General features: G+C 73.0%; 12 protein-coding genes and 1 tRNA gene. 6 read left to right on the top strand and 7 right to left on the bottom strand.

The annotated features are described in order from the left end of the window. Positions 1-5: 5 nt before the first annotated feature. The 5 genes from ABD208_RS09035 to ABD208_RS09015 form a co-directional block, all read right to left on the bottom strand. Positions 6-1007 (bottom strand): hypothetical protein, encoded by a 1002-nt coding sequence (locus ABD208_RS09035; protein WP_344101748.1) that lies wholly within the window; start codon positions 1005-1007, stop codon positions 6-8. A gap of 28 nt (positions 1008-1035) precedes the next feature. Continuing rightward, on the bottom strand, positions 1036-2667 hold the full coding sequence (locus ABD208_RS09030; RefSeq protein ID WP_344101746.1) for a serine/threonine-protein kinase: 1632 nt from the start codon (positions 2665-2667) through the stop codon (positions 1036-1038). 192 nt (positions 2668-2859) lie between these two features. Continuing rightward, positions 2860-5073 carry a discoidin domain-containing protein gene (locus tag ABD208_RS09025; RefSeq protein WP_344101744.1) on the bottom strand — a complete coding sequence of 738 codons (2214 nt, stop codon included), beginning with the start codon at positions 5071-5073 and terminating at the stop codon, positions 2860-2862. Positions 5074-5233: 160 nt separating this feature from the next. Beyond that, positions 5234-8137, bottom strand: coding sequence for a glycosyl hydrolase (locus ABD208_RS09020; RefSeq protein ID WP_344101742.1), 2904 nt, complete (start codon positions 8135-8137; stop codon positions 5234-5236). Positions 8138-8285: 148 nt separating this feature from the next. Next, positions 8286-8996 (bottom strand): TetR/AcrR family transcriptional regulator, encoded by a 711-nt coding sequence (locus ABD208_RS09015; RefSeq protein WP_344101740.1) that lies wholly within the window; start codon positions 8994-8996, stop codon positions 8286-8288. Between the two features lie 97 nt (positions 8997-9093). Between ABD208_RS09015 and ABD208_RS09010 the strand changes: the two genes are divergently transcribed. The 3 genes from ABD208_RS09010 to ABD208_RS09000 all read left to right on the top strand — a co-directional run bounded on the left by ABD208_RS09010 (position 9094) and on the right by ABD208_RS09000 (position 13120). Continuing rightward, complete coding sequence (locus ABD208_RS09010) at positions 9094-9783, top strand: DUF4386 domain-containing protein (RefSeq protein WP_344101738.1); 690 nt, start codon at positions 9094-9096, stop codon at positions 9781-9783. Then, positions 9780-10295 carry a PNPOx family protein gene (locus tag ABD208_RS09005; protein ID WP_344101736.1) on the top strand — a complete coding sequence of 172 codons (516 nt, stop codon included), beginning with the start codon at positions 9780-9782 and terminating at the stop codon, positions 10293-10295. The genes ABD208_RS09010 and ABD208_RS09005 overlap by 4 nt, the downstream gene beginning before the upstream one ends. Positions 10296-10402: 107 nt before the next feature. Next, positions 10403-13120 (top strand): bifunctional FO biosynthesis protein CofGH, encoded by a 2718-nt coding sequence (locus tag ABD208_RS09000; protein ID WP_344101734.1) that lies wholly within the window; start codon positions 10403-10405, stop codon positions 13118-13120. A gap of 126 nt (positions 13121-13246) precedes the next feature. Here the strand turns inward: ABD208_RS09000 and ABD208_RS08995 are convergent, their stop codons facing one another. Both ABD208_RS08995 and ABD208_RS08990 read right to left on the bottom strand, forming a co-directional pair. Continuing rightward, positions 13247-14578, bottom strand: a complete 1332-nt coding sequence (locus tag ABD208_RS08995) for a hypothetical protein (protein ID WP_344101732.1) — start codon at positions 14576-14578, stop codon at positions 13247-13249. Positions 14579-14661: 83 nt separating this feature from the next. After that, complete coding sequence (locus ABD208_RS08990) at positions 14662-15462, bottom strand: MBL fold metallo-hydrolase (protein WP_344101730.1); 801 nt, start codon at positions 15460-15462, stop codon at positions 14662-14664. Between the two features lie 128 nt (positions 15463-15590). Here ABD208_RS08990 and ABD208_RS08985 point away from each other — a divergent pair, with 128 nt between their 5' ends. The 3 genes from ABD208_RS08985 to ABD208_RS08975 all read left to right on the top strand — a co-directional run bounded on the left by ABD208_RS08985 (position 15591) and on the right by ABD208_RS08975 (position 19847). After that, positions 15591-15992, top strand: a complete 402-nt coding sequence (locus ABD208_RS08985) for a hypothetical protein (RefSeq protein WP_344101728.1) — start codon at positions 15591-15593, stop codon at positions 15990-15992. 214 nt (positions 15993-16206) lie between these two features. Continuing rightward, on the top strand, positions 16207-19629 hold the full coding sequence (locus ABD208_RS08980) for a glycosyl hydrolase (protein ID WP_344101726.1): 3423 nt from the start codon (positions 16207-16209) through the stop codon (positions 19627-19629). 145 nt (positions 19630-19774) lie between these two features. Further along, positions 19775-19847, top strand: a tRNA-Ala gene (locus tag ABD208_RS08975). Positions 19848-19866: the final 19 nt, after the last annotated feature.

The raw sequence follows: 19866 nt of genomic DNA, 5'->3' as shown, positions 1-19866 counted from the left end.
GCCGGTCAGTAGGTGAACGGCGGGCTCTCGGGGAAGGGAGTCGTGTACCAGTACGTACCCCGGTCCGGCTTGGGGTTGCCGATCGCGACGGTGTACCCGGACGACTTCGACAGCGAGGCATCTACGGTGTACCAGGGCGTCGACCCGCTGGGGGTCGGCGTGTACCCCTCGTAGCGGACCCCGTGGACGAATTCCCCGCCGAGCTCGAGCTTGACGTCGAACGCGTAGCCGACATCGGCGTTGCGCCAGTCGACGGCCATCTGGACGGTGTCGTCGACGACCCGCCACTTCGGGCGGAGCTGGACCTGGGCACCGCCGAAGCCCTGATAGGTGCAGTTCCCGCAGGTCCGCGTGGTGCTCACGGGCTCGGCCGGGTCGCCGGAGCCGGAGCCGGAGTCACCGGGGTCACCGGATTCGCCGCCGGACTGGGTGCCGCCGTCGCCGGCACCCGCGGTCTCGCCGGACTCGCCGCTGTCGCCGGCTGATCCGGTCGGCGCCACGGCGTCCGTGCCGGGGTTCGCCGCATCATCCTGGTCCTGGTCCGCGCCGGAGCTCGTGGCCGTGGCCTCGCCCCCGCCCGCCTCCTCCGTCGGCAGCGCGCCTCCCCCGCCCTCGCCCTTCGCGTCCCTCGGCTTCGTCCCGCCCTCGCCGGGCTTCCCGGACTCCCGTCTCGCATCCGGCGACGCCGACGCGCTCGCCGTCAGCCCCTGCGAGCCGCCGTCGGCGACGACCGCCGGCGTCCGTTCCTGGGTCGATCCTCCGGCGATCGCCCGGATGAACGTGGGGGCGTACGCGACGAGGGCCACGCCGAGCAGGCAGACCAGGACCGCGACGGTCAGCGTCGTCCGGGAGATCGAGCGACCGTCCTTCTCGGAGGCGACGACGTCGGCCAGCGACCCGCCGGCGCCGTCCGGCTCTCCCGCGGGCGCGGCAGCCGCACCCGAGCCCGGCTCCCGGGCGGCCCCGGCGTCGTCGGGCCCGTCGCCGATCTCGTTGCCCTCGGTCATGTCTGCGGCCTCTCCCGTCTCTGGTCTCTCAGCGGCTCACCGGGATGTACCCGAGGCCCGCGAAGCGCTCGAGGGCGTCGCGGAGCTTGCGCACCGTGGCCGTCTGCTGCGGCGTGCGGATCCGGATCCAGGTCAGGACGTAGCCCAGGCGGTGCCGGTACAGGGCGTGCCGCGCCCCCCAGATCTCGACCGGGGCCGCGGACGTCTGCGGGAACCGCACCACCACGGCGCACAGGTCGTCCTCGACCACCACGCGGGCGCGCTCCAGCCGCATCCACGGGACGAAGAACGTCCGGTCCTTGAGCCGGAGCAGGCGCCGGTCCAGCACCCGGATGCCGTCGGCGCTGAGCTCGATCCGGTCGTGCACGCGCGGGCGGGACCTGGTGGTGACGTAGATCAGGCCCAGCAGGAGCGCGGTCGGCAGCAGGTTCACGAGCGTGGTGGCCGGGGCCCCCTCGCCCTGCGGCGGGTAGGCGAACTGCTGGAACAGGAAGGCGCCCGCGACGACGGCCAGCGGCAGCAGCAGGATCCGGCCGAGATAGGTCGCCACGCGCGCGCACCGCATCCCGGCCGTGGTCAGCGCGAACCGCTCGGGCGCCGGGTCCTCCCGGGCCACGGGCGCGCCCCGCCCGGGAGGAAGGACGGGTGGGGCGCTCCCGGCGCCGTCGGGCCGCCCCCCGGCGACGACGGGCGTGGCCCCGCTCCGGGGCCGCGTCCCGCCGCCGGCCCCGGGGCCGGGCGTCGCCCCGGGCCCCGGGCCGGGCGCCCCGCCGGGCCGCACGACCTCGCCGATCGGCACGGTGACCCCGCCGGCCACCACGTCGGTCACGTCCTCCGGGCGCCCCCGCAGCGCGAAGGGCTCGAGCGTGCGGCGCAGGGTGTCCAGGCCGGGCCGGGCCCCGGGCGTCTTGGCGAGGCAGGACTTCAGCAGCACGCCGAGCAGCGGATGCGTGATCTCGCTGAGGTCCGGCTCGTCGTGGGCGACCCGGCGCAGGATCGCGAGCGGCTGCCCGGTGCCCCACAGGTTGTGGCCGGTGGCGGCGTAGAAGAGCACGGCGCCGAACGCGTGGATGTCGCTCGGGTAGCCGACGTCCTTGCTGCCCATCGCCTGCTCGGGCGACATGTAGGCGGCGGTGCCCACGAGCTTGCTCTCGGGCGTGTGGGACGTCTCCTCCATGGCCCGCGCGATGCCGAAGTCGATCACCTTCGGGCCGTTCCCCGTCACCAGGACGTTCTGCGGCTTGAGGTCACGGTGCAGGATCCCCTTGCTGTGCACCGCGGCGAGCCCCTCGGCGATCCCCGCGCCGAGCCGGGCCACCGCGCCGGGCGGGAGCGCGCCGTTGCGCTCCACGTACTCGGCGAGGGTGGGCGCGTCGACGTACTCGGTCGCGACCCAGGGCTGGTCGGCGTCGACGTCCGAGTCGTGGACCGCGGCCGTGTACAGGCCGTCGACCCGCTTCGCGTTGCGCACCTCGTCGGCGAAGCGGCGGCGGAAGCCCGGGTCGTCGGCGATCTCCTGCTTGGCGACCTTGACCGCCACCCAGAACCCGCCGGTGGTCCTGCCGAGGTACACGTTCCCCATCCCGCCCGCGCCGAGGCGCGCCTCGATCGAGTACGGCCCGATCCGGCGCGGGTCGTTGGGTCGCAGTGGTTCGGGCACGTCTTCCAGGTTCCTTCCCGACGGGCGCCCCGGGCCGCGCCGTTGCCACCAGTACCTATACAGCGATTTAACAGCCTTAATCCGACCGGCCCCAGCCTACCCACATCCGCCCCTTGCCCACACACAAGCCGCCGAGGCAGCACCCCTGGTGGGGGTACTGCCTCGGCGGCGTGCGCTGGTCCGGACTGCCCGTCAGGGGAACTCGGTCACCTTCGACGGGATCGTGCTCGTGCCGGACGTCGGCGCGCCCGTGTCGTTGATGACGTGCCGGTACTGGCCCATGCCGCCGAGCGAGACCACCTGGACGTGGTGGAACTTGATGCCCGCCCGCACCGGCGTCTGGAACCCGTGGTGCTGCACGATCGACGGGTCCGACGTGTAGTTGCAGTAGGACCCGAGCGCCCACGCCTCGTGCGTCTGCACGTGGTCGGCGACCTTGTAGGCCGCGTAGCCCACGATGCCGTCGTGCGTGATGGCCGCCGCGTTCGGCGCGTCGTACGCCTTCTCGTTCTGCAGGAAGATCGTGCGGCCGCGCTCGCCGTTCCACAGCACGTCGTACTTGTTGAAGTGCTCCACGAACAGGCCGGTGGTGAGCACGTCGTCGCCGTTCACGACGAACCCGTAGTCGGACCGGTTGGTCTCCCAGCCGACGCCCTCGCCGTGGTCGGCCCGCCAGATCCAGGTGTGGTCCACGAGCACGTCGTCGCTGTTGACGACGACGGCGTTGGTGACCAGGCCCGGCCCGGCACCGCCGACGCGGGCGAACACGTCCTGCACGGTGATCCGGTTGTCGCTGTGATCCGCGGACGCGCCGGGCTCACCGATCCGCAGCAGGTTCTCGGACTTCTGCGCCCCGGCGTCCACGAGGAAGCCGGCCAGGCGCACGCCGTCGACGTCGGCCACGTGCATGGCGTCGACGCCGCCGTCCGGGATGAGCGTCGCCAGCCCCAGGCCGAGCACGATCGTGTCCGGCCGGGTGACCTGGATCGTCCGGTCGAGGTGGTAGACGCCGGGCGTGATGAGCAGGTGCATCCCCGCGGCGAGCGCCGCGTTGATGTCCGACGCCGTGTGGCCGGGCTTGACCACGAAGAACTCGGTGAGCGGGATGGACTCGCCGCCCGCGTTGGCGGGCCAGCTGACGCCGCGCGCGTCGGTGCGCTCGGCCGGGTTCCAGACCGCGTACCGGTCGCCGTCCAGGTAGAGGAACGGCTTCTCGCGGGAGATGGGCGTGGTCTGGAGGGTCGTGTAGGGCCCGCCGTTGCCGAAGTTGGTCGCCGGGGCACCCTCGACGCCGGTGAACGTCATGTTCCAGACGCCGTTGGTCCAGCCGCCCACGGACGACTCGCGGGTGTACCACTGCTGCTGCGAGTACGGGCCGACCGTGCCGTCGATCCTCGAGTCCGCGATGTAGCCGCCGGACGCCCAGCCGTAGCCGGCCGGGGCGAGGTTCAGCCCGCCGGTCACGTGGATGCGGCGGAACGGCGCGGCCTGGGCCACGGCCCAGCGGTTGGTGCCGTTGACCGGGTTGATGGAGAGGTTCTCCGCCGACCGCCAGAAGTTCTGCGTGGCATTCCCGTTGAACCAGCCGGCGTCGACGGTGATGTCACCGTTGAGCCGCACGTCGTCCGGGTTCTTGCCGAGGCCGGAGACGCTGGTGTAGAAGCCGATCTGCGCGTTGAGGTTGTTGTACGTGCCCGGCTTGAACAGGAACTGGTACCGCTCGGAGCCGAACTGGTTGGCCTCCATCTTCGCGAAGGCGGCGTCGAACTGGGCCTGGATGTTCGTCATCGACGGGTCCAGGACGTGCACGTTCGGGCCGAGGTCACCGCCGCCCTGCGGCGGCGTGGTCGTGCCGTCACCGGTGTGCACCGCGACCTCCCACAGCGAGACTCCCCACTGCGTGGCCCGCTGCTCGCCCAGGACGCGCAGGTAACGGCCCGAACCGGACACGGCGTGCGACACGGTGCCGCCCGTGGAGTTGGTGACCCGGTGGAGCGTGCGCCACGCGGCGCCGTCGTCGGACACCTGGATCTCGTAGACGCTGGCGTGGGCGGCCTCCCATCTCAGGTCGACGCCGCAGATCTCCTGCCGCGTCCCGAGATCGACGCGGACCCACTGGTTGTCGGCGAACGACGACGACCAGCGCGTGCCGGTATCGCCGTCGAACGCGGCCGACGCCGGGAAGGCGGCGCTCTCGGTGGACGACGCCGTGGCCGGCTTGCCCTGCGCGGCGTTCGACGTGGAGCACGCGGCGGCGGCGTTCGCCACGGCGGTGGCCTGCCCTGCCTGTGCGGCAGCACTCCCGCCGGCGAGCGGGCCGGCCGCTGCCCCCGGGGCGAGCAGCGCGGGCGCGGAGAGCAGGGCCGCCGCCACGGCGAGCGCGATCCCCTTCGATCTGTACCTCATGGCAACTCCTCATCCCCGCCACACTGCGGGGCAAGTAGCTTACTAACCTGTCAGTTCGTGACTTTAGCCGACTTCACCCACCGTGGGAACCCTTCCGGACACGGCAAAAGCGGGCGCGAGGCCTCGGCCTCGCGCCCGCCCGTACGGGGTCGGTTCCCGGTCAGCTCACGCCCACGTCGTCCACCGTGTGGGTGCCCTCGTTGAGGTAGACGTTGATCGCCTTGACGTCGCCGAGCAGGGCCCGGCAGTCGGCGGACATCGTCGTGAGGTCGACGGTGACCGTGCCCGGCTGCGAGGTCCAGCCCGTGTAGCCCGTCTCGCACCAGGTCCAGTCGCGGCCGAGCTGCAGCGCGACCTTCGCGTCGAACCCGGTGGTCGCCACGGCGTCGAACGTCAGCGCCGTCCGGCCGGTCAGGTCCCAGGCCCCGGTCACGCCGAGCCAGTCACCGCCGGCGCCGAACTCCGCGGTCAGCGCGCCGCCGGACGGCGTCGTCGTCCCGTTGCCGTTGAGCGGGTACCAGCCCTGCGCGCCGTCCGCGAAGTCGAACAGCGTCTCCGGCACGAGCGGCGGCGGCAGCTGGTCGTAGTTGTAGAGGTAGACCGCGACCTCCTGCCGCTTCAGCGGGAACCACGCGCCGAACACCTGGTCGGAGTACGGCTCGATCACCCCGGCCTCGACCGCCCACGCGACCGCGGTCCGCGCCTCGCGCGGCACGTCGGAGTACGTCGCCGGGCCGCCCTCGGGCTCCGGCGAGCCGTACAGCTCCCAGAGCGTCCGCGCGACCGCCCAGCGCGGGTGCCAGTGCTCGATCCCTGGCACGTCCGCGTCCGCGTCGTACGCCCGCAGCACGCGCGCGAACTCCTCGCCGTACACGATCTCGCGCGGTTTGAAGCGCCCGTCCGTACCCCATCCGTCGTACACGGACGAGAACCACTCGATCTCGTCGTAGAACTCGTGGTCCCGCGGCACGTCCGAGTAGCGCGGCGGGGGCGGCGTGCCCTCGACGGCCCGCACGTCGTCGAGCACCACGGCGCCCGATGCCGCGCCGGTCTCGTTCTTGTTGACGTACACGTTGAACTGCGTGACGTCCGCCAGGTCCTCCTGCGACACCCGCCGGTCCGCGTGCGCGGTGTCCCACGGCGCCGGGCGCCAGTCCGCGAACGGGATGGTCGCCAGGTACGGCTCGTCACCCGCCAGCGACGGGTACGCCTCGTAGGAGACGCCGCCCGCCACCATCTGCAGCACCAGCTTGTTCGACGACGCGTCCGGGTCCACCCACGCCTGGAAGGCCCAGTTGCCGCTCCAGTCCGCGCCCACCTGGCGGCCGAAGCCGGTGTAGCCCTGCGTCGCGAAGTCGTAGCTCATCCGCACCGCCTGCTCGCCCTCGCCCACCGGGCCGTCCGCCGCGGTGACGAGGTCCAGCTCGTTCGCGCCGTACCGCACGTACTGCGCCGCCAGGGCGTCGTCGTCCCCGTACCCCTCGAAGTCGTCGACGACGCCGGGGCCGTACGACGGCGCCGGGCCGAACACGACCGGCACCTCCCGCGTGTGCACGACGGCGCCGCCCGACGTGACGGTCAGGGTCACCGTGCGCGTCGAGTTGTCGAGCAGCTCGGCCGGGACGTCCCAGGCACCGGTCCACCACAGGGAGCCGGCGCCCGACGGCGGCGTGAGGGTCACACGGGTGTCACCGACCGTGACGTGGGCGCCGTCCGCGGCGGCGTCGCGGATCGAGGCCCGGAACGTCACCGGGCCCGTGGCGACGCGCGAGCCCGGGGCGGGCGACGCGAGGTGCACGGTGGCGGTCTCGGGCGCCGGGTCGGTCTCGGCCGTGAAGGCGCCCGCGACGTCGTCGGCGAACCAGCTGTACGGGTCGTCGTGGTACGCCCGGAAGTCCGCGAGCATCTCGCCCTCGGTGGGCGTGTACGGCGTCGTCGAACCGCCGAAGTTGGCCCACGTCAGCATGTACGCGTTGCGCGACGCCGCCGGGTCCGCGTGGATCGCGTCCAGGAGGGCCGTGTACCACCGCGGGTTCGCGTTCTCGCCGTCCGGCCGCACGCCGCCGGACAGTCCGAACTCCGTGAACGCGCTGACCTTGCCGCGCTCGTCGGCCAGGTCCGCGATCATCGCGAGGTCCTGCGTGATGCCCGTCAGGCCCGCCTCCGACGCCCCGGTCGAGTCGTACGTGTCGACGCCCAGCAGGTCGATGAAGTCGTCGCCCGGGTAGGTGCGCAGGTACGTCTCCGCGTCGCCGCCGAACCCGCCGCCCGGCGAGAACGCGTACAGGAAGTTGTGCACGCCCTTGACGTCCCGCAGGTACTCGACCGTGAAGCGGTACAGCTCCTGGTACTCGCCCGGCGTGCCGAACGCGGCACCCCACCAGAACCAGGAGCCGCCGTTCTCGTGGAAGGGGCGGAAGACCACCGGGATCGGGGTGCCGTCCGCCGTGACCGCGCCGTCGGCGGCGACCGCGATCGTGTCGAGGTAGTCGACCAGGTCCTGGTGGTGGCTGCCGCCGGGCAGGATGGCCCGCAGGGTGTCGCCGCCGGTGTCGTAGAAGTCGCCGCCCGTGACGAAGTTCTCCATGTGCACCGACAGGGTGCTGATGCCGCCCAGGTCGTGCGCCTCGCGGATCTTGCCGGCCAGGATCAGCGCGTTCTCCTCGCGCGTGTTGCTCGTGCTGCCGGGGCGCTCGCGGCCCTCGATGATCAGCGTGTCGAAGCCGAAGACGGCGGGGTGGTCGCCGGTGGCGGCCAGCACGTCGGAGCGGACGCCGTCGGCCTCCGCCTCGGTGAACGTCTCGCCGTAGTTGGTGGTGTGCTGATGGCCGAACAGCATGCCCTCGCCGCGGATGTCCCGCAGGTAGGCGAAGAGGCTGCGGGTCTCCGGGGTGGCCCGGGCGTCGACGAGGTCGACCGCGGTCGCGGCGGTCGCGGCCGGGTCGGCGTCGGCCGCCCCGTCGCCGGGCGCCGCGAGCGCCTGGGGTGCCGCGAGCGTCGCCACGGTCACCGCGGCGGCGACCGCCCTGGCGACCGCCGACGTGCGGCGGGTGGTGCGGTTCATCCTCGAACCTCCTGGGGTCATGAGACACGCCCGCGCCCGTGCGTGCGTGCCGTGGACTTGAACGATGCCTCAACGTAGCCGCGCGGCGAACGATTGTGAAGCGGTTAAGTTGAGGTAAGTCCGGGACCCCGGAAACCGTGCCGGGCCGTCACCCGCGGCGCCCCTCCAGGCCGTCCAGCATGACGTCGAGGCCGAACTCGAACTCGTCCTGGTCGTCGCACCAGCCCAGGGTGGTGCTCGCCTCGTGGGCAAGGTGCTCGGTGAGCCGCGCGACGAACGGGTACTCGTCCGCGAGCGCCGCCAGCTCGGCGAGCGCCGCCTCCTCGTCGTCGCCCATCTCCTCGACGGCGGGGGCGCCCGGCTGGAAGAGCTCCGGGGAGAAGCCGAGTGCGCGCGGGCCGAAGGCGTGCAGCGCGTGGTGGATGGTGTCCAGGGTGAACCCGCCGTCGGCCAGGATGGCGCCGAACTCGTCGATGTAGCGCAGGAACGCCGGGCCCATGGTGCCGTGGCTGCCGATCAGGGCGGGCGCCCAGGGGTGCTTGAGGAGGGTGGCGCGGGCGGTGAGGATGCGCGCCCGGAGGCGGGCGCGCCAGGCCGCGGGGTCGGGCGGGGCCGGCAGGGCGGCGCAGGCGTCGTTGATCTCGCCGATCACCACCTCGGCGAGCGAGTCGAGCAGGTCGTTCTTCCCGGAGACGTGCCGGTACAGGGCCATGGCCTCGACCCCGAGCAGCGCGCCGACCGAACGCATGGTGACGGCCTTCAGGCCGTCGCGGTCGGCGACCTCGACGGCGGCGGCCTGTACCCGCTCGCGGTTCAGGGGACGACGACGGGGCTGCGCTTCGCTCGGCTTCTCGTGCACGTGACCCATTGTGTCTTCACCCCTCCGAACCCTTGCGGCGGCCGTGTTTACACTGTAATCATGTTTACAACGTAAACCCCAGCGGAAGGCTGCTGCCATGACCGGCACCGCACCACCTGTCGTCCCCCTGTCCGCGCCCCCGCGCGACGTCGCCCTGACCGCGGGCGTCTCGACCCTCGCCATGGCGGTCGCCGGCGGATTCGCCGCCGTGTCCGTCACGAACCTCGCCGGCGACGGCGCCGCCGGAACCGTGGACCGCATCACGGGCGCGGGCCCGCTGCTCGGGCTGGCGATCACCGCGTTCCTGGTCGTGGCGGTGCTCGACGTGGTTCTCGCCTGGGCCCTGTGGCGCTGGTTCGGGAGCTCCCGGGGCGAGCTGGCCGCCCTCGCGGGCTGGTTGCGCGTCACCTACACCGCCACGCTGGTGGCCGCCGTCGGGCACCTCGTCACCGCGCTCGCCGTCGCCCGCGACGGCGGTACCGACGACGCCGCGCAGGCGGCGCTCGGGCAGTTCACCTCCACCTGGCAGCTCGGCCTGGTCGTCTTCGCCGCGCACCTCGTGGTGCTGGGGACGCTCGTCGTGCGCGACGCCGGCACGCCGGCCTGGCTCGGCGCGATCATCCTCGTGGCCGGGTTCGCGTACGCGGCCGACGGCGTCGCGCGGCTGTTCGTGGCCGACGGCGCCGCGCTGCTCACCGTCCTGACCGGACTGGTCTCGGTCACGTCCGTCGTGGGCGAGGTCGGGCTCGGGGTCTGGTTCCTGATCCGTGGAGGGAAGAACCGATGACTACTTTCCTGACCGTTCTGGCCTGGCTCGCCGGGGCTCTCGTACTGGCCGTGCTACTCGGGATCGGCTTCATCCTCACCGCGATGCGCACGAAGAATCCGCGGATGCTGCGAGCCGTGCGGCACTTCAACCGCAGCGCGACGAACAAGCTCCAGCTCCGCACCGCCGGAAAGGCCGGCTCCACGAACCGGGGCCTGCTCCACCACCGAGGCCGCACCAGCGGCCGCGAGTACGTGACCCCGCTCGGCCCGAGCCGCTGCGAGGGCGGCTTCGAGATCGCCCTCCCGTACGGCACCGACGTCGACTGGCTCCGCAACCTCCGCGCCGCCGGGTCGGCCGTCCTGGAGACGGGGGGCAGGCGCTACCGCGTCGACCGGCCGGAGATCGTCCCGCTCGCGACCACCGGGATGCCGGACGCCACCGACCCGGCGATGAAGTTCCTCCGCGTGGACCAGGCGCTCCGGGTGCGCGCCGTGGAACTGCCGCCGCCGCCCCGCCCCGGTCGTGGGTGATGCCGGACCACGGGCGCGTATTCCCCGGGCGGCTGTGATGTTTTCACGTGTCGCGGCGGCACCGGGGCGGGGACATCGGCAGCTCGGAGCGCATAGTGTGACCGACCATGGATGACGTGCAGACGGTGAGATCCACGACCGTTCCGCTGGGCGTGCCCGAGGCACCGCCGACGGCGCGGCAGGTCACCCGGGCCCTGGTCCGGGCCGAGCGCGGGGCGGCGCTGGACGTGGCCGAGGCGGCCGCGCTGCTCGCGGCCCGCGGCGAGGAACTGGACCGGCTGTGCGCGGTGGCCGCCCGGGTACGCGACGCGGGGCTGGTCGCCGCGGGCCGCCCGGCGACGACGACGTACTCGCCGAAGGTGTTCGTTCCCGTCACCCGGCTGTGCCGGGACCGGTGCCACTACTGCACGTTCGTGGAGACCCCGGCGCAGGGCGCCCGGGAGGGCCGCGAGCCCTACCTCTCCCCCGACGAGATCCTGCAGATCGCCCGCGACGGCGCCGAGCTCGGGTGCCTCGAGGCCCTGTTCACCCTGGGTGACCGGCCCGAGGACCGCTGGCCGGAGGCGCGCGAGTGGCTGGAGTCGCGCGGCTACGACTCCACGCTCGCCTACGTGCGCGCCATGGCGATCCGGGTGCTGGAGGAGACGGGCCTGCTCCCCCACCTCAACCCCGGCGTCATGAGCTGGGAGGAGCTGAACCGGCTCAAGCCCGTCTCGCCGTCGATGGGCATGATGCTGGAGACGACGTCGCGCCGCCTGTACGAGACCAAGGGCCTCGCGCACCACGGTTCCCCCGACAAGGACCCCGAGGTCCGCCTCCGCGTCCTGGAGGACGCCGGCCGCCTGAACATCCCGTTCACCTCCGGCCTGCTGGTCGGCATCGGCGAGACCCTGACCGAGCGCGCCGAGACGATCTTCGCCCTGCGCGCGAACCTGCGCAGCTACGGCGCGCTGCAGGAGATCATCGTCCAGAACTTCCGCGCCAAGCCCGGCACGGCCATGCGCCACACCGACGACCTCCCCCTCGACGAGTACCGCGCCGCCATCGCCGTCACCCGCGTCGTGCTCGGCCCGAAGGCCCGCATCCAGGCCCCGCCGAACCTCGTGGACCTCGCCGAGTGCACCATGCTGCTCGACGCCGGCATCGACGACTGGGGCGGCATCTCCCCGCTCACCCCGGACCACGTCAACCCCGAGCGCCCCTGGCCCGAGATCGACCGCCTCCGCGACCTCGTCGAGGCCCGCGGGTTCGCGCTCCGCCCGCGCCTCACGGTCCACCCGCAGTACGTGCTGCAGGGCGAGCCGTGGCTCGACCCGCGCATCAGCGCGCACGTCGCCGCACTGTCCGACGACGACGGCCTGGCGCGCCCGGGCGTCCGGCCCACCGGCCTGGCCTGGCAGGAACCGGACGGCGGCTTCACCGCGGCGGGCCGCACGGACCTGCACGAGACGGTCGACACGGAGGGCCGCACGAACGACCGCCGCGAGGACTTCGACCACGTCTACGGCGACTGGAACGAGATCCGCGAGGAGATGGCCCGCCGAGGCGAGGCATCGCCGTCCGGCGACCATGTCATCCCGGTCGATGGAACCGTGACCATCGACCGAGATGACATGCTCGGCGGCACTGCTGCCGGGTCGACGGCGTCGGGCAGCGGCCGGCGGGGCGGCGTTCCGGGCGCGGCGGCGGCGTCGGGCATCAGCGTCGAGGGGAAGGCGGCGCTGGCCGCCGCCGAGCGGGACCCGGGTGGGTTGAGCGACGAGCACGCGTACACGCTGATGACCGCCGACGGGGAGCTGCTCGAGCGGGTCGCGGAGCTGGCGGACCAGCTGCGGCGCGACGCCGTCGGCGACGACGTCACCTACGTCGTGAACCGGAACATCAACTTCACGAACGTCTGCTACGTCGGGTGCCGGTTCTGTGCGTTCGCGCAGCGGCGCACCGACGCCGACGCCTACTCGCTGTCGCTCGACCAGGTCGCCGACCGGGCCCAGGAGGCCTGGGACCTGGGCGCCTCCGAGGTCTGCATGCAGGGCGGGATCGACCCGCAGCTGCCCGCCACCGGGTACTTCGACCTGACCCGCGCCATCAAGGAGCGCGTGCCGGGGATGCACGTGCACGCGTTCAGCCCCATGGAGATCGTCAACGGCGCGTCGCGCACCGGGCTGAACTTCGAGGACTTCCTCACCCGGGCCCGCGAGTCGGGGCTCGACACGATCCCCGGGACCGCCGCCGAGATCCTGGACGACGACGTGCGCTGGATCCTCACCAAGGGGAAGCTGCCGACGAAGACCTGGATCGAGGTCGTGAGCACCGCGCACAAGGTGGGCCTGCGGTCCAGCTCCACCATGATGTACGGGCACGTCGACAACCCGCGGCACTGGGTGAACCACCTGCGCGTGCTGTCCCGGATCCAGGACGAGACCGGCGGGTTCACCGAGTTCGTGCCCCTGCCGTTCGTGCACCACAGCTCGCCGATCTACCTCGCGGGGGTGGCCCGGCCGGGCCCGACCATGCGCGACAACCTCGCCGTGCACGCCCTGGCCCGGATCATGCTGCACGGCCGGATCGACAACATCCAGACCAGCTGGGTGAAGCTCGGCGTGGAGGGCACGCGCCGCATGCTGCGGGCGGGCGTCAACGACCTGGGCGGCACGCTCATGGAGGAGACGATCTCCCGCATGGCCGGCTCGGAGCACGGCTCGGCCAAGACGGTCGCCGAGCTCCGGGAGATCGCCGCGGGCATCGACCGCCCCGCGGCCGAGCGCACGACGACGTACGGCCGTCCCGCCCCGCGCGAGGTGGTGCGCTCCGCCGCCGGGTAGGGCCCGCCGGCAACGAGGTCCGGCGGGGGGTGGCCCCGGCGGGGGTGGCCCCGGCGCCCACGAGGAAGCCGGGCGTAGGACCCACGGCTACGAGGGCGGGCCGGCGGCCCAGGCGCCGCCGGCCGGTCAGAGGGCGGCCGCGACCGACTTGGCCGCCGTGACGGCGTCGTCGCAGTCGTCCGTGCCGCGCAGGTGGACGCGCGCCAGGTCGTGGACCTGGCCGTCGCCGTCCGGGCTCGCGTAGGAGCGCGCGACGACGTCGACCAGGCAGCCCTCGCCCCAGGCGTCACCGCGGACGTAGGCGGTGCGGCCGGAATAGGTCTGCCTGTCGCCGTCCGAGCCCGCGTCGTCGCGCTGGAAGATGACGCGGAGGAAGCGGTCGTCGTCGCCGTCCCACTCGCAGTCCCACTCCGCGAACCGGCGGCTCGGGCCGGGGATGTCGTCGACGGTGAGGGCCGTACGCAGCGCGCTCGAGCTCGGCAGGTCGCAGGCGCTCCTGGTGTACAGCGATCCCGGGGCCCGCCGCGTCGGGATCGTGCCGTCGCCGACGACGGACGCCGCCTTCCTCGCCACCGTGTCGACCGCGGAGCAGGCCTCGGAGTTCTCCGCCTCGACGTCGAACCGGTAGTCGCCGCCCGCCGGGACGATCTGGTTCTCGCAGTCGCCGTCGTAGAGCGTGGCCGAGCCGACGCTGCTCGGGGTTCCCGAGGGGTCCTCGCCGAAGTCCCGCCAGAGGGTGACCTCGACCGTGTCCGAACCCACCTCGACGTCGCACCGGGCGAGCTCGCCGTGCGGGTCCGCGTTCAGCCGGGCGTCGCCGAGGCTGCTCAGGGCGGGCCGGATCAGGCCGCACGGGTCCCAGACGCGCTCCTGGCCGCCGGAGATCGGGACGCTGGCCGGAACCGAGTTGGTGGCGGGGTCCGGGTCGCCGGAGTCCTCCGAGCCGCCGCTGCCGCCACCGCCGTCGCCGGAGTCGCCGCCGCCCGAACCAGCTCCGTCGCCGGACGAGTCGCCATCCCGGTCACCTCCGGCGGAACCGCCGGCGCCCCCGTCCCGCTCGCCGTCGCCGGAGCCCTCGCCGGACGAGCGCCCCGGCTCGTCCGCGATCCGCCCGCTCGCCCCGGCGCCGCTCGGGGCCGCGCCCGGTTCCGAGGGATCCGAGGCGTCGCCGGACGACGTCGCCGCGGGCACGGACGCCAGGGCCGGCGGCGATTCCTGGGCCCCGGCCTGCGGGTCACCGCCGCCGAGGCGGCCGATCAGCGTCGGGGCGGCCGCGACCAGCGCGAAGCCCAGGGCGATCACGACGAACATCACCATCAGGGTCGACCGGCGCGTCCACCACGACCGGCCCGCGTCCTCGACGACGTCGCGCAGGGATTCCCTGCCGCCCGCCTCGCCCGCCTCGCCGGGCTCGTCCGGCTCGATCCGCTTGTCGTCACCGGTCGTGTCGTCGGACACCGCAGTCCCCTCGTGTGCGCCAGCATGTCCCGATTTGCGACAGTGAGACTAGCATCACAGGATGAATCGGCATCGGTCCGAGATCACCGGTGTGGTCCCCTCCGCGCGCCGGCAGGGGCCAGCAGCAGCGCCGGGTCATGGGCGCAGACCACCTCGACGGTGTCGCCGTGCGTCGCGAACAGACGGGCGAGGCGCGCGTGCTGCGTGCGGGCCAGCGCGCCGTCGTCGGTGACGAACGTCTGGTGGCACCAGAACAGGAAGGGGACCCGGGCGCCCGTCAGGTAGGCGTGATGGTTGAAGGCGTCGCCCGCGTGCAGGATCCAGCGCTCGGGGGCGGCGGCGTCGTCGGACACCCGGACGGCCACGCCCGCGTGACCGCGCGTGTGGCCGGGGAGGGGAACGAGCAGGATGCCGGGGAGGATCTCGGTGACGCCGGTGAAGCCATACCACTCGAGGGGGCCGGGCGGATGCGCGACGACGTCGGGGCCGTGCGACCACTGGGAGGCGCGGTAGCGGCGGCGCTCGAACCAGCGGGGGCGCAGGACGGCGTCGGCCTCGGCGGCGGTGAGGTGGACGCGGGCGTGCGGGAAGTCGGCGATGCCTCCGGCGTGGTCGAGGTCGGCGTGGCTCAGGACGACGTGACGGACGTCGGCGGGGTCGAGGCCGAGGGCCTGGATCTGGCGGACCGCGGTCTCGGCCTCGTCGAACGAGGGGCGCATGACGTGACGGACCGGGCCGAGGAGGCTCCGGTCGCGGGTTTCCGCCAGCCCGAAGCCGGAGTCCACGAGGACGAGGCCGTCCCCGGACTCGGCGAGCAGCACGTGGGAGACGATCGGCGCGCCCGGGATGCGCATGGTCCCGGCGTTGAGGTGGTGGACTCGCACAGGGTCACGATAGTCCGTTATGAGACCACAAACCTGGCTTTTCGTCCAGCGTCTGTTGTAATGGACTACGCCCCTGACCAGGTCAAAGATATCGCGAGTGCCGCTCGCCCCCCGAAGGAGCACCCCCCATGCGCTTCAGTCGACGCGCCGCGCGCCAGATCGGCGATCTCAACGAACAGATCCGTCTCGGACTCGGCGGTCTGCCCCTGAGCGAGACCTTACCGAGGATCCGGGTGCACCAGGGACCAGGATCGAGGCCGGACACCTGCGAGCTGTGGGGCATGGCCGGCCGGACACCGACGCTGCGGCGGCTCTGCGCGCTGCCGGCGGGCGTCGGGCTGCGGATCGAGCACATCGAGAAGGCCGCGGAGAACGCCGGCTTCTCTCTCCCCGTGTCCGACGACGACGCCGGCGGCCCGTGGGTGCGGATCGGGCCCCCGGACGTCCCCACCGACTGGTTCGAGCTGGCGCTCATGGTGGCGCTGCCCGGGATACGGGTCCCCGCGCAGGACGCGGGCATGAACCGCTGAGCGGGCGGGGCCGGGCGCGGAGACGCGCCGGCCCCGCCCGCTTTCTCATGTGATGACGTCTTCTCACCCGAACGGTCGGCGGCTACCCTGAGAGCGCGCTCAATGAACTGACAGGTCAGTAACCTGTCGAGCGCGACGCCGCCGGGCACCGGAGCCCGGCGGTGTGCTCGGACAACTCCGCGGGCAGCGTTGCCCGCCGATCGGAGACGTGATCATGATCCGACCGCACCTCGGGGTACGCCGCCGTCACGGCGCCTCCGCCCCGGAGCACTCCCGACGGACCGGCCGCCCGCCGGCGGTGACGGCCGCCGCCGTCGTCGCCCTCGTCGCCGCCGGCCTGACCGCGGCACCGACCGCCGGGGCCGAACCCGTGCCCGACCCCGCCGTCGTCCCGGTGGGCGCGGGCTCGTACGCGTCGGCGCCGCCCGCCGCCCTCGACACGACGAACCACGACGTCAGCGGGTTCGTGGACCGTGACCTGTATCTCGACGACTCGCTCGCCGGGAAGCCGGTCAAGACCAATGCCTGGTGGACGGACCTGCTGGTCAGCAAGTTCTCCGGCGACCTGTGGGCGAACCCGCTCGTCGTGTCGAACTCGGCCGAGGGGACGAGGGTCACGCTCCCGACCCGCTGGAACGCGGACGGGACCGCGCGGGTGCTGGAGTCGCCGATCGTCGTCGGCGCCACGGCCTCGCCCCGGCCCGGCCCGAGCGACGTCGTCATGGCCGACTTCGAGAGCGGCCATCCGGCCGGCTGGACCGCCACCGGAACCGCGTTCTCGGGCGGGCCGTCCGGCGGAACCGCCACGGGGCAGAGCGCCGTGTCCGGCTTCCTCGGGAAGCGGCTGGTCAACTCGTTCACCTCGGCGCAGGGCGACGGCGCGACAGGCACGCTGACGTCGTCGTCGTTCACGATCGACCGGAACCACCTCGCGTTCCTGATCGGCGGCGGCAACCACCCCGGCACCGAGGAGGTGCGCCTGGTGGTCGACGGGCAGGCCGTGCGCCAGGCCACCGGCAAGAACTCCGAGCAGCTCGAATGGGTGACGTGGGACGTCGCGGCCCTGCGCGGACGGACCGCGCGCCTCGAGGTGGTCGACACGCTGACCGCCGGCTGGGCGCACGTGCTGCTCGACCAGGTGGTCCGCACCGACGACCCCGCAGGCCTCCCCGGCCGCTTCGCCACGACCTTCGCCGCGCAGGACGCCACGGTGACCGGCTGGGGCGAGTGGGACGTCTCGTGGCGGCTGCGCGGCCCGGCCGACACTGCCGCGAGCCCGCAGGGCATCGACGTGACCGCCGCACGCGGCGTGCCGTACGTGTGGTTCGAGCTCGACGGCGTGCAGCCCCGGCTCACGATCGCCGACGACGCCGAGGTGCTCGCACGCGACGGCGCGCCGCTCGCGCTGCCCGCCGACGTGTCGATGCTGCGGATCCGGCAGAACGGGCGGTCGTACGGGGTGCACCTGCCGGACGGGTCGCGCGTCGAGCGGTCCGGGAACGCGCTGCTGGTGACCGCGCGCGCCCCGTACCTGGTCGTGTCGGCGATCCCGCAGGGCAGCACGGACCCGGGCGCGGACCTGGCGGAGCTGCACCAGCGGGCGTTCGCCGTCGTCCGTGACACGCGGATGGACCACGCGTACGACGTCGCGGCCGGCGAGGTACGGCAGACGTGGGACCTGACCACCGAGGCGCTGCAGGGCACCAACCTGGACACGGTGCAGGGATGGCTGCCGCACCACTACCGGGAGGGCCGCCAGACGTGGGCGTTCACGGGTGACACGTGGGACACCCCACGGGGCGTGCTGCGGGCCACGGCCGGGCACGGCGGGTGGACGCTGCGGTACCCGTTCGAGGGGATCGTGCCGTTCCTGCCGGATCCCGAGGGCACGCCCGGGTACGACCGGGCGCGGATGGTGCGGTACGTCGAGGAGTACGCCGAGAAGACGGGGTACGGGGCCGACACCTACTGGGGCGGCAAGGACGTGCTCCAGCTGGCGCAGTACATGGCGGTGGCGAAGGAGATCGGCGCGGACGCCGCCCACACCGCGCTGAAGGCGTCGCTGCGGACCGCGCTGAACGACTGGTTCACGTACACGCCGGGCGAGACGCAGCACTTCTTCGCGCGGTACCCGACGTGGAAGGCGCTGGTGGGGTTCTCGGACTCGTACGGGTCCTTCGAGTTCACGGACAACCACTTCCACTACGGGTACTTCACGCTCGCGGCGGCGTACCTGGCGCTGGAGGACCCGGAGTGGGGCCGGCAGTACGGCGGGCTGACGACGCTGGTGGCGAAGCAGTACGCGAACTGGGACCGCACGGACGGCGAGTTCCCCTACCTGCGGACGTTCGACACCTGGCAGGGGCACTCGTACGCGGGCGGGACGAGCTCTCCGGGCGGCAACAACCAGGAGTCGAGCTCGGAGGCGCTGCAGTCGTGGGCCGGGCTGTTCCTGCTCGGGTCCGCGCTGGGGAACGACGCGATGCGGGACGCCGGGGCCATGGGGTACGTGACGGAGCGGGCCGCGGTGAAGGAGTACTGGTTCGACTACCACGGGCGGGCCGGGGCGCCTGCCGCGGAGGGGCCGGGGAACTTCCCGTCGTCGTACCGCCACGGCAGCACCGGGATCCTGTTCGACTCAGGCCAGGCGTACGCGACGTACTTCTCCGGGGACCCGGCGTGGATCTACGGCATCCAGTGGTTGCCCACCGGGCCGTGGCTGTCGTGGTTCGGCGAGGACCAGGCGTTCGGCAAGGAGCTGCTCGCGCGGATGTTCGACGAGCGCACGGTCGACGGCGCATACGACGTGCGCGGGTTCGATCCCGCGGATCCGGCCGACGTGCGGGCCGCGGCGGACGTGTACTCGAAGATGGGGGACGCTCTCGGGAACGTGGTGCTGGGGTATCTGGCACAGGTGGATCCCCGGGCGTACACCGTGATCTCGGCGGAGCTCGAGGCGCGCGGGGACCCCGTGGCACGCGGCGTGTCCATGGCCGGGATGGTGCACTACACCGGGCTGGCGAACCGCGGGCTGGGGCAGCACACCACGGCGCGGCGGGTGGGTGCGCCCACGAGCCAGGTGTACCGGGACGGGAACGTGTACACGTACGTGGTGTACAACCCGACGGACACGGCCCGGACCTATCCGGTGTACGAGGGCGCCCGGGAGGTCGGGACGGTCTCGGTGCCCGCGCGGCAGCTCGTGAAGGTGCGGTCCGACGGGAGCGGGGAGCCGGGGACCGGCGAGGCCGAGCTCGCGCGGGGGAAGACCGCGACGGCGTCCAGCGTGCGGGACGCCCAGCTCCCCGGGCTGGCGGTGGACGGGAACCCGGGCTCACGCTGGGAGAGCCAGCTCGCCGACGGGCAGTGGCTCCAGGTGGACCTCGGGGCGCGGTCCACGCTGACGCGCGTCGAGATCGACTGGGAGACGGCGGCGGCGGCGACGTTCTCGGTCCAGGTGGCGGACTCCCCGACCGGGCCGTGGACCACGCTGCGGACGGTCACGAAGACGACGGCGGCGCCCGATGTGGTCACCGTCTCCGGGACCGGGCGGTACCTGCGGATCGACGCACCGAAGCGGCTGACGCCGTGGGGCGTGTCGATCTGGGAGCTCCGGGCGTACGGCCGGGCTGCCTGACGGCGGGGTCGCGATGACGCGGGCCGGCGTCCTGGTGTCCGCACCGGGGCGCCGGCCCGCGCGGCGTCCGGCCCGATGTGGCAAGCGCCACCGCCTTCGATTTGCGACCCTGGCCAGGTCGAGTGCTAGTCTGTTCCAGCACCGAGGGGCTATGGCGCAGTTGGTAGCGCGTCTCGTTCGCAATGAGAAGGTCAGGGGTTCGAATCCCCTTAGCTCCACACCCGAGAAACCCCGTCT

The organism is Myceligenerans crystallogenes, assembly GCF_039529775.1.
GTDB classification, from domain to species: domain Bacteria; phylum Actinomycetota; class Actinomycetes; order Actinomycetales; family Cellulomonadaceae; genus Myceligenerans; species Myceligenerans crystallogenes.
The sequence above is the reverse complement of the archived record's forward strand: the minus strand, read 5'-3'. Positions and strand labels throughout refer to the sequence as shown.

Excerpts from the sequence above, each read along its gene's own strand:
- ABD208_RS09005 (WP_344101736.1), top strand. The coding sequence starts at position 9,780 with ATGACTACTTTCCTGACCGTTCTGGCCTGGCTCGCCGGGGCTCTCGTA.
- ABD208_RS08980 (WP_344101726.1), top strand. The coding sequence starts at position 16,207 with ATGATCCGACCGCACCTCGGGGTACGCCGCCGTCACGGCGCCTCCGCC.
- ABD208_RS09025 (WP_344101744.1), bottom strand. The coding sequence starts at position 5,073 with ATGAGGTACAGATCGAAGGGGATCGCGCTCGCCGTGGCGGCGGCCCTG.
- ABD208_RS09000 (WP_344101734.1), top strand. The coding sequence starts at position 10,403 with ATGGATGACGTGCAGACGGTGAGATCCACGACCGTTCCGCTGGGCGTG.
- ABD208_RS09020 (WP_344101742.1), bottom strand. The coding sequence starts at position 8,137 with ATGAACCGCACCACCCGCCGCACGTCGGCGGTCGCCAGGGCGGTCGCC.
- ABD208_RS08985 (WP_344101728.1), top strand. The coding sequence starts at position 15,591 with ATGCGCTTCAGTCGACGCGCCGCGCGCCAGATCGGCGATCTCAACGAA.
- ABD208_RS09035 (WP_344101748.1), bottom strand. The coding sequence starts at position 1,007 with ATGACCGAGGGCAACGAGATCGGCGACGGGCCCGACGACGCCGGGGCC.
- ABD208_RS09010 (WP_344101738.1), top strand. The coding sequence starts at position 9,094 with ATGACCGGCACCGCACCACCTGTCGTCCCCCTGTCCGCGCCCCCGCGC.